Origin of the sequence: Bacillus sp. EB106-08-02-XG196 (assembly GCF_013396335.1) — a bacterium.
Taxonomy (GTDB): domain Bacteria; phylum Bacillota; class Bacilli; order Bacillales; family Cytobacillaceae; genus Neobacillus.
The window spans coordinates 1-6347 of record NZ_JABWSY010000035.1; the positions used below are offsets into that span (position 1 = coordinate 1).

General features: G+C 34.1%; 6 protein-coding genes. 2 read left to right on the plus strand and 4 right to left on the minus strand.

Features of this window, described 5'->3' with window-relative positions; all coding sequences use genetic code 11:
* Positions 1-87: 87 nt before the first annotated feature.
* Both MLOOGBEN_RS28690 and MLOOGBEN_RS28695 read right to left on the minus strand, forming a co-directional pair.
* A complete protein-coding gene (locus MLOOGBEN_RS28690; protein ID WP_179161647.1) occupies positions 88-1218 on the minus strand; it encodes a hypothetical protein in 1131 nt (376 codons plus the stop codon).
* A gap of 57 nt (positions 1219-1275) precedes the next feature.
* The gene (locus MLOOGBEN_RS28695; protein WP_179161648.1) at positions 1276-1581 is read right to left on the minus strand and encodes a hypothetical protein; all 306 of its coding nucleotides are present in this window, start codon (positions 1579-1581) and stop codon (positions 1276-1278) included.
* A gap of 299 nt (positions 1582-1880) precedes the next feature.
* On the opposite strand from MLOOGBEN_RS28695, the gene MLOOGBEN_RS28700 reads away from it, so the two are divergent.
* Entirely contained in the window at positions 1881-2048 is a 168-nt protein-coding gene (locus MLOOGBEN_RS28700) for a hypothetical protein (protein WP_179161649.1), read from the plus strand.
* 718 nt (positions 2049-2766) lie between these two features.
* Here MLOOGBEN_RS28700 and MLOOGBEN_RS29540 read toward each other — a convergent pair.
* Positions 2767-3816, minus strand: coding sequence for a CHAT domain-containing protein (locus MLOOGBEN_RS29540; protein WP_179161650.1), 1050 nt, complete (start codon positions 3814-3816; stop codon positions 2767-2769).
* 145 nt (positions 3817-3961) lie between these two features.
* A complete protein-coding gene (locus tag MLOOGBEN_RS28710) occupies positions 3962-4225 on the minus strand; it encodes a DUF1883 domain-containing protein (protein WP_179161651.1) in 264 nt (87 codons plus the stop codon).
* A 578-nt stretch (positions 4226-4803) separates the two neighbouring features.
* Here MLOOGBEN_RS28710 and MLOOGBEN_RS28715 point away from each other — a divergent pair.
* Positions 4804-6186 carry a reverse transcriptase domain-containing protein gene (locus MLOOGBEN_RS28715; protein ID WP_179161652.1) on the plus strand — a complete coding sequence of 461 codons (1383 nt, stop codon included), beginning with the start codon at positions 4804-4806 and terminating at the stop codon, positions 6184-6186.
* Positions 6187-6347 lie beyond the last annotated feature (161 nt).

Genomic DNA, 6347 nt, shown 5'->3' on the forward strand with positions numbered 1-6347 from the left:
GTTTCAAAGAAAGAATAGGTCCATTTTGGTAAAATTGAAAGTTATTCGCTTAGCTTGATGGCTATGGTGACAGGCACGGAAATTTTGTTATAAGTATATATCTCGTTCCACTTTGATAGATAAACATATCATGTTCAAATTTAGTTTAAAACTGGAATAATCAAATACTTTCCCTTTTTTACACTCCCTAACCATATGTTCCACTTTATTCCAATCTCCTTTCATCCTAGGACTTAACTGTCCTTCCTTCTCCCTAACCTTTTGTAAAGTGGTTAAATGTCGGTTAATCAGAGTCTCGTAATTCAAGGTTGAATCTGTAGTTTGAATGTAATTTATTTTTCTTTCCCGATTTTGATACTGCATTGATCGCCAGTATGCTTCTTCTTCCTGTCTTCGTAGCTCTTTAACCTTTTGTTTAACATTTCTGTTGTATTGATGCAGGCGTTCTAAATGTTTGTCCAAAAGAGGTAGACCTAAAGATACAAACTGTTCTATCTCTTCATCATGAAAGTCATTTGGTAAATCTACTAGGTAGTCCCTTTCAAATAACAACTTTTCGATTATTTCTTCTTTTATCTCGTTAGGGAACCTAACTATAAACTTTCTTACATCTGGATGTAGAGAATGAAAAAGTTTTTCTAGCTTAAGTACCGAGTCGTGTTCCCGCTTTAATCCTTCAAGCAGGGCCAATTGTTTATCCGTTAAGGGTAAGCCTAACTTGCTTTGGTTGAGAATATCTTTTGGAATATTGTTAATCAATTGATAGGGAGTGATGTCGGTATACTCTTTGGATGCTACCTTATACAAGATTTCATCCCGCTCCAAATCTATCTTATGAAAACCATTCAATATGTCACTTACAACATCAGATGGTAGGTTAGTGTGGTTTTTGAAGCAAGTTTTTCCAAGACCGTATGTTTCTTGCTGCTTTTTGTTGAGCACTATATACTGGTATCTTAAGTTAGTTCCACAAATACAGCGATAATTTTTATTACCATACCCACTGTCTAATATTTCTACTAGAATCCAATCATCTATAAGGTTCTCGATTTCTTCTACTGTCATCCCTTCCTGAATATCAAATCCTTTTTTCTTTGCTAATACTTCTAGCCATTTACTCTTTTTGCTCTGTTTTATTGCACTTAAAAGGTATTCTTGTTGATCGTTAGTAAGATAAGACATATACTGATTAACTTGCGCTTTGGATAGTGGTTGCATTTATCCTTTCCCCTTTAACGAAAAAATAACTAAACTGATTAACACCTCAGAATTTTTTTACTTTTTCTCCTCAACTTCTTCTAAGAACGATACAGGAAATTCATCTACAGATTTATCATTAAACAAAAATTCCTTAAATTCTTCACTAGTATTTAGTTCAAGTTTTTGAATTGCTTCGGTAATACCTGCTCTTATAAGTTCCCTTACAAATGGAACCTTTTTTAATCCTAATGATTTAGCAATTAATTCCAATTTTTGATTATCAATTTCATCAAGTGAAACAGTAAACTTTACCTCATTTTTTTTATTCTTCATAATAGATTCGCCAATAACATAATCAATAAATTTAGAAACTTCACCCAAAAATATCACTCCTTAAATATTTTATTTTCAGTTATATAATATAACCTTTTGAATAACTTGTAAAGTAACTAAATAAACACCGGCCATTCTCAAGAAATACAAAAAAGTAAAGGAAGATGCTTTATTCGAAATCAGGTTAAGAGACATTGGAAAAAAAATTATCCATAAACGTTTGTAAATCACTGCAGTTGCTAATACGAAGTGGATACGTAAGCGACAAATAGCCCCTTATCCCAAAATCTGGATAATGGGCTATTTGTCGCTTACGAGGTTATCAATTAAAAAAGGGAGGTGCTAAAATGGATTATGAGCTTTCTACTACATTATCTGCAATTTTAAATGAACTTAAAGCAATCAACAGCAAGTTAGATAATATCGATTCAAATACTAATGGTACTGAATCCAATGTATCAAGTTTGGAATATAAATTTGATGAAATTAAGACTGCAATTGAAGAATTAAAGTAAATTCCTCTAATTCTGACGGAAACTTTTTTTTAGGCAGAGCGACTGAGCCTAGGTCGTAACATATAGCGGGTGGGATGCCCGTAGAGCAAGAGTTAGTCGCTCACTAAAAATCCGTGTCTGTGGGTTGTAATCCCAAAAGTAGACAATATATTTTAGGTTTTATGAAAAGTAATCAATATTCGACAATAAATTAGGAATTCCTCTTGATTGTCTAAATAATGGCATAAGAAGAGTAGCGGTATATGGAAAAATTTTAGTTTATTTACACCTGGCACCCGTTTTCGGCAAGCCACCAGTTCCGGTCAACTTTTGGGTGTTTTCTACCTATCTAAATTACTAGTAATCTTCGATAAAACTCGGGGAGTGACAGGCACCGATATTAACTTGCTAATTAAGGTGCAAAGAGTCCATCCCCTTCTCCCTGTTACTCTATACCAAGACGCATTAACGTCATCACTTCCAAAATAGATTTATCTGTTAAGTTGTCTTCACCAGTTAAGACTAATTATGATGATAATCTGCGGGGATAATTCTCACGAGATTACTTGTTACATTTAATATTAAATAGCTTATTAAAAGAGCCACAAACGCTCTTAAGGCATCAAATAAAACGTCCTGATAGGCGGCTACTCTTCCCGGTATCATGAAAATGGTTTCTTATTTTAAAAATATTTGAACCAATTTACTATCTGGGCACAGATATTAATTTACCAAACTATTAAGGTTTAACGATAATCAGTTCGTCTGGATTTAACCCTTCTTTCACAAATAATTCCGGGGTGTCTTCCTCTGATATTCCCTCAAGCATTAATGCAGCTTTACCTTGCTCGAAGGCTTTTTTTATAGATAGACCGAAGCCAATTGCGGAATAAAACTGAGCTGCAAAAACTCGCGCTGCATCATCACCTATTGATGTAGTCATACCTATTGCAGCTTCCACATGTATTGTTAACGCCTGAGCTTGTGCATATGAAAAGCAGGTATTAAAGAAAATTAGCTTTATGTTATCAGACGCACTCATAATAGTTTGGACGATCGCCTCTTTAGAGACGAATTTTGCATTCCCCTGATTATCTTGAAAAACAATTTCATCATTTTCAGATCCATGCCCACTAAAATGAATAACGGTTGGCTCTTCTTCATTAATAGCTTGTAATAAATCCAGTGACCTCGTTGCCCACCGAGTTTTAAACAATACTGAATCTCTATGTTCTGATTTTCTTATCATTTCTTGTATTTCTCTAGCCTCTTCATCCAATCTTAATTGCGGTGCATTTAATGGATTAGAAGCAATAAATAGTACAGTAATTTTTTCAGGAAGGTTTTTTAATTCTTCAAGAGTTTTATTCGCTTCTTGATGCATTTTACTGTGTCTTTCTAACATTCCACTAACCTCCTTCATACGCTTTTCATTTTCTGCAATCCTTTTCTTTTCATCCGCATTTCTCTTTTTCTGCTCGCGATCACTTTCAAGATTCAATTTCTTTTCCTCAGCCATGATCTCAGCTTCCTTCTTCGCTATCTTTCGATCAATCTCTGCGACTTTCTTATCAATTGCAGCCAATGTACTTTCCACACGTTCTATCTCTCTATATTTAGATTTAATAGTTGTAATTGACTTTGTTCGTTGCATGGCTTTTTTTGCATTTAGTATTTTATTGGTTTGTGTTGAAATCTTCTTTGTTTCATTTGCTCTATCTGACTGTAATTTTGTTAACTCATTCTTTTTTCTCACAATATTACTTCTACAAGAATCTAATAGTCCCAACCAATTCTCCCCTACCCTTCTCATTTTTTATTAATAGCCTTTTATCTAATTCCAGATATCTTTTATTGTCATCAAGAGTTATTTTTCTAGAATATTGGATAAGTATAATTAATTTACAAAATGCACTCCATAGGATGTCTCTAGCTTATCTCTTTAAGTACTGAATACTGTGCCTAATTGTTCCCCTAGCACCACCAAGGTCAATAACTACATGCCATGTACCTGTATAAGGAACAATTATATCAATGGGAGATTTTAGTGCTCTGCCCCCGTAATATTTAGCTTGTCTTCCATTACGAAAATTTGAAAAATTAATGCCATCGAAAATTCGAACGTTGGCCTGCTTATCCAGTGCAACCCTTACAGTATCACCTTGATTTAAGTATTCCTCTGCGTGTATAAACTGCATAATCTTACCCCCTTTTTTCTAACAAATTCGACGAGAGGTAAAATTCCCCTGCTATACTCTTTCACTAAATGTGACAAATAGATGTATTTTACACTTCAAAAATACAAATATAAAAAGCTTTTCTTTTGCACTGTTCACCAAATGTTTAAACACGGCTCCACTTTCTCGTGTGATGTGGTTAGTCTTACACTGTCAACCTTCGAAAAAACACGGGCTGTTACAGGCATCTGAATTGAGGCCTTCTATTTTTCTATCTTATTTATAAAAGAATTTTGAATTAAATAGAAGGTTGTAATATAATGGTATTAATTCAACTAAGGTTGAGGGCGTCTTGCAAATTGGTTGCAAGAGAGATAAGTTTCAACATGTCAAGCCTCTGATTATCAAAGACTTCGACGAATAACCAGACCACTTCTACAAGAGCAATCATCATTTGCAACTCTGGACCTAATGAACTTATCACAGTTATAATACACTCCCTGTAGATATTATAATTGAATTGTTTAACGAATGTTTAGTGGTCACCGGGCGCTTCATTTCATTGAATCCCAACAACGAATGCTAGGAGGTTTTCTGTTATGAAACAGAGTAATAGGCCACGACAATTACATAACCTCCCTAGCTCTTCGAAGATTGACTGGACGAAATATGATACAAAGCATTACCTACACTTTGACGAGCCTATACATATCGAGCATGTAAAAAATAAAATCCAAGATAGTTATTGGGTTGCTTCACATGCTTTTTTGCCATCTATAAATTTTAATATTACTTTTAACAAGTATGTAACAATTTCTAACGATAAGACACTTCCAATTAGTCAACGGAAAGAGAAGAAGAAAAAAGTACGTCAAATCTTTTACGCAGCACACAAAGACCGTTTTATCTATAAATACTACGGTGACTTATTAAATAACGCTTACAATCAATACGTAAAAAACAATAGCATAGATGACATTGCTTTAGCCTACCGTAATAACAAGCCCGGAAAAAATAATGTTGATTTTTCCTATGAAGTATTTGATTTTCTATTAACCCAAGATCAAGCTGTCGTTATTTCTTTAGATTTTACCAAGTTTTTTGATCATATTGATCATAGAACACTTAAACAAAATATCAAAACAGTGCTAGGTGTGGAAGAGTTGCCTATTGACTGGTATAAGGTCTTTAAGAATCTAACACAGTTTACCTATGTTAATAGATCAGACATTAATGGTTTTCTAAAACAAAAGTATGGTGTCAAAAAACTAAAAGAGCTCTTGGAAATGCAAAAGTTATCAAAAGTTATGACACCCGCCGAGTTTCGTATTTTTAAAGAACTTCATCTCTATAAAAATAAGAAACCATATGGTATTCCTCAGGGTTCAGGTATGAGTGCTGTTTGTTCTAATGTGCATCTCATTCATTTCGATCAAGAAATTAAAGCTTGGGCAGAGACACATCAAGCTCTTTATCGTAGATATTGTGATGATTTAATATTAATAATACCAGTACCAAGTACAGCAGCCATAGCTACTGAAACACTAAAGAATGAAGTTCTAAATATCATTCAAAGTTACAAGTCACAAGGTTTAATTGTACAGAAGGAAAAAACAGAAATTCGTATTTATTCAAATAAGACTATTTTAGACGAATCCCTACAAAAAAGTACATTAGATTATCTAGGCTTTGTAACAGATGGCCAAACTGTAAGAATTCGGGAAAAGAGCCTATTTAAATATTATTGTCGGGCATATCGCAAAGCTGAGACAAGTCGACGGATTGCACTTGCAACCAATCGGAAGGGACCAAAAGAAGAGTTATATAACATTTATACTCATCTTGGTTTCAATTATAAAGACCGAGGAAATTTTATCACTTATGCGTATAGGGCACACGATAAAATGGCAAGGTTAAAAACGCAAAGCCTTATTCGAACCCAGGTTAAGAGACATTGGAAAAAAATCCATAAACGTTTATGAATCACTGCAGTCGCTTACCAGATTTTCATTTAATTTTCTACCTATCTTAAAGTCTAGCAATCTTCGATAAATTCCGAGGAGTGACAGACACCATAGCCATCAAGCGAATTTTTCGACAATAGCGGGAATTTTGTCTACTCTTGTGATTCCTAATTCGCTGC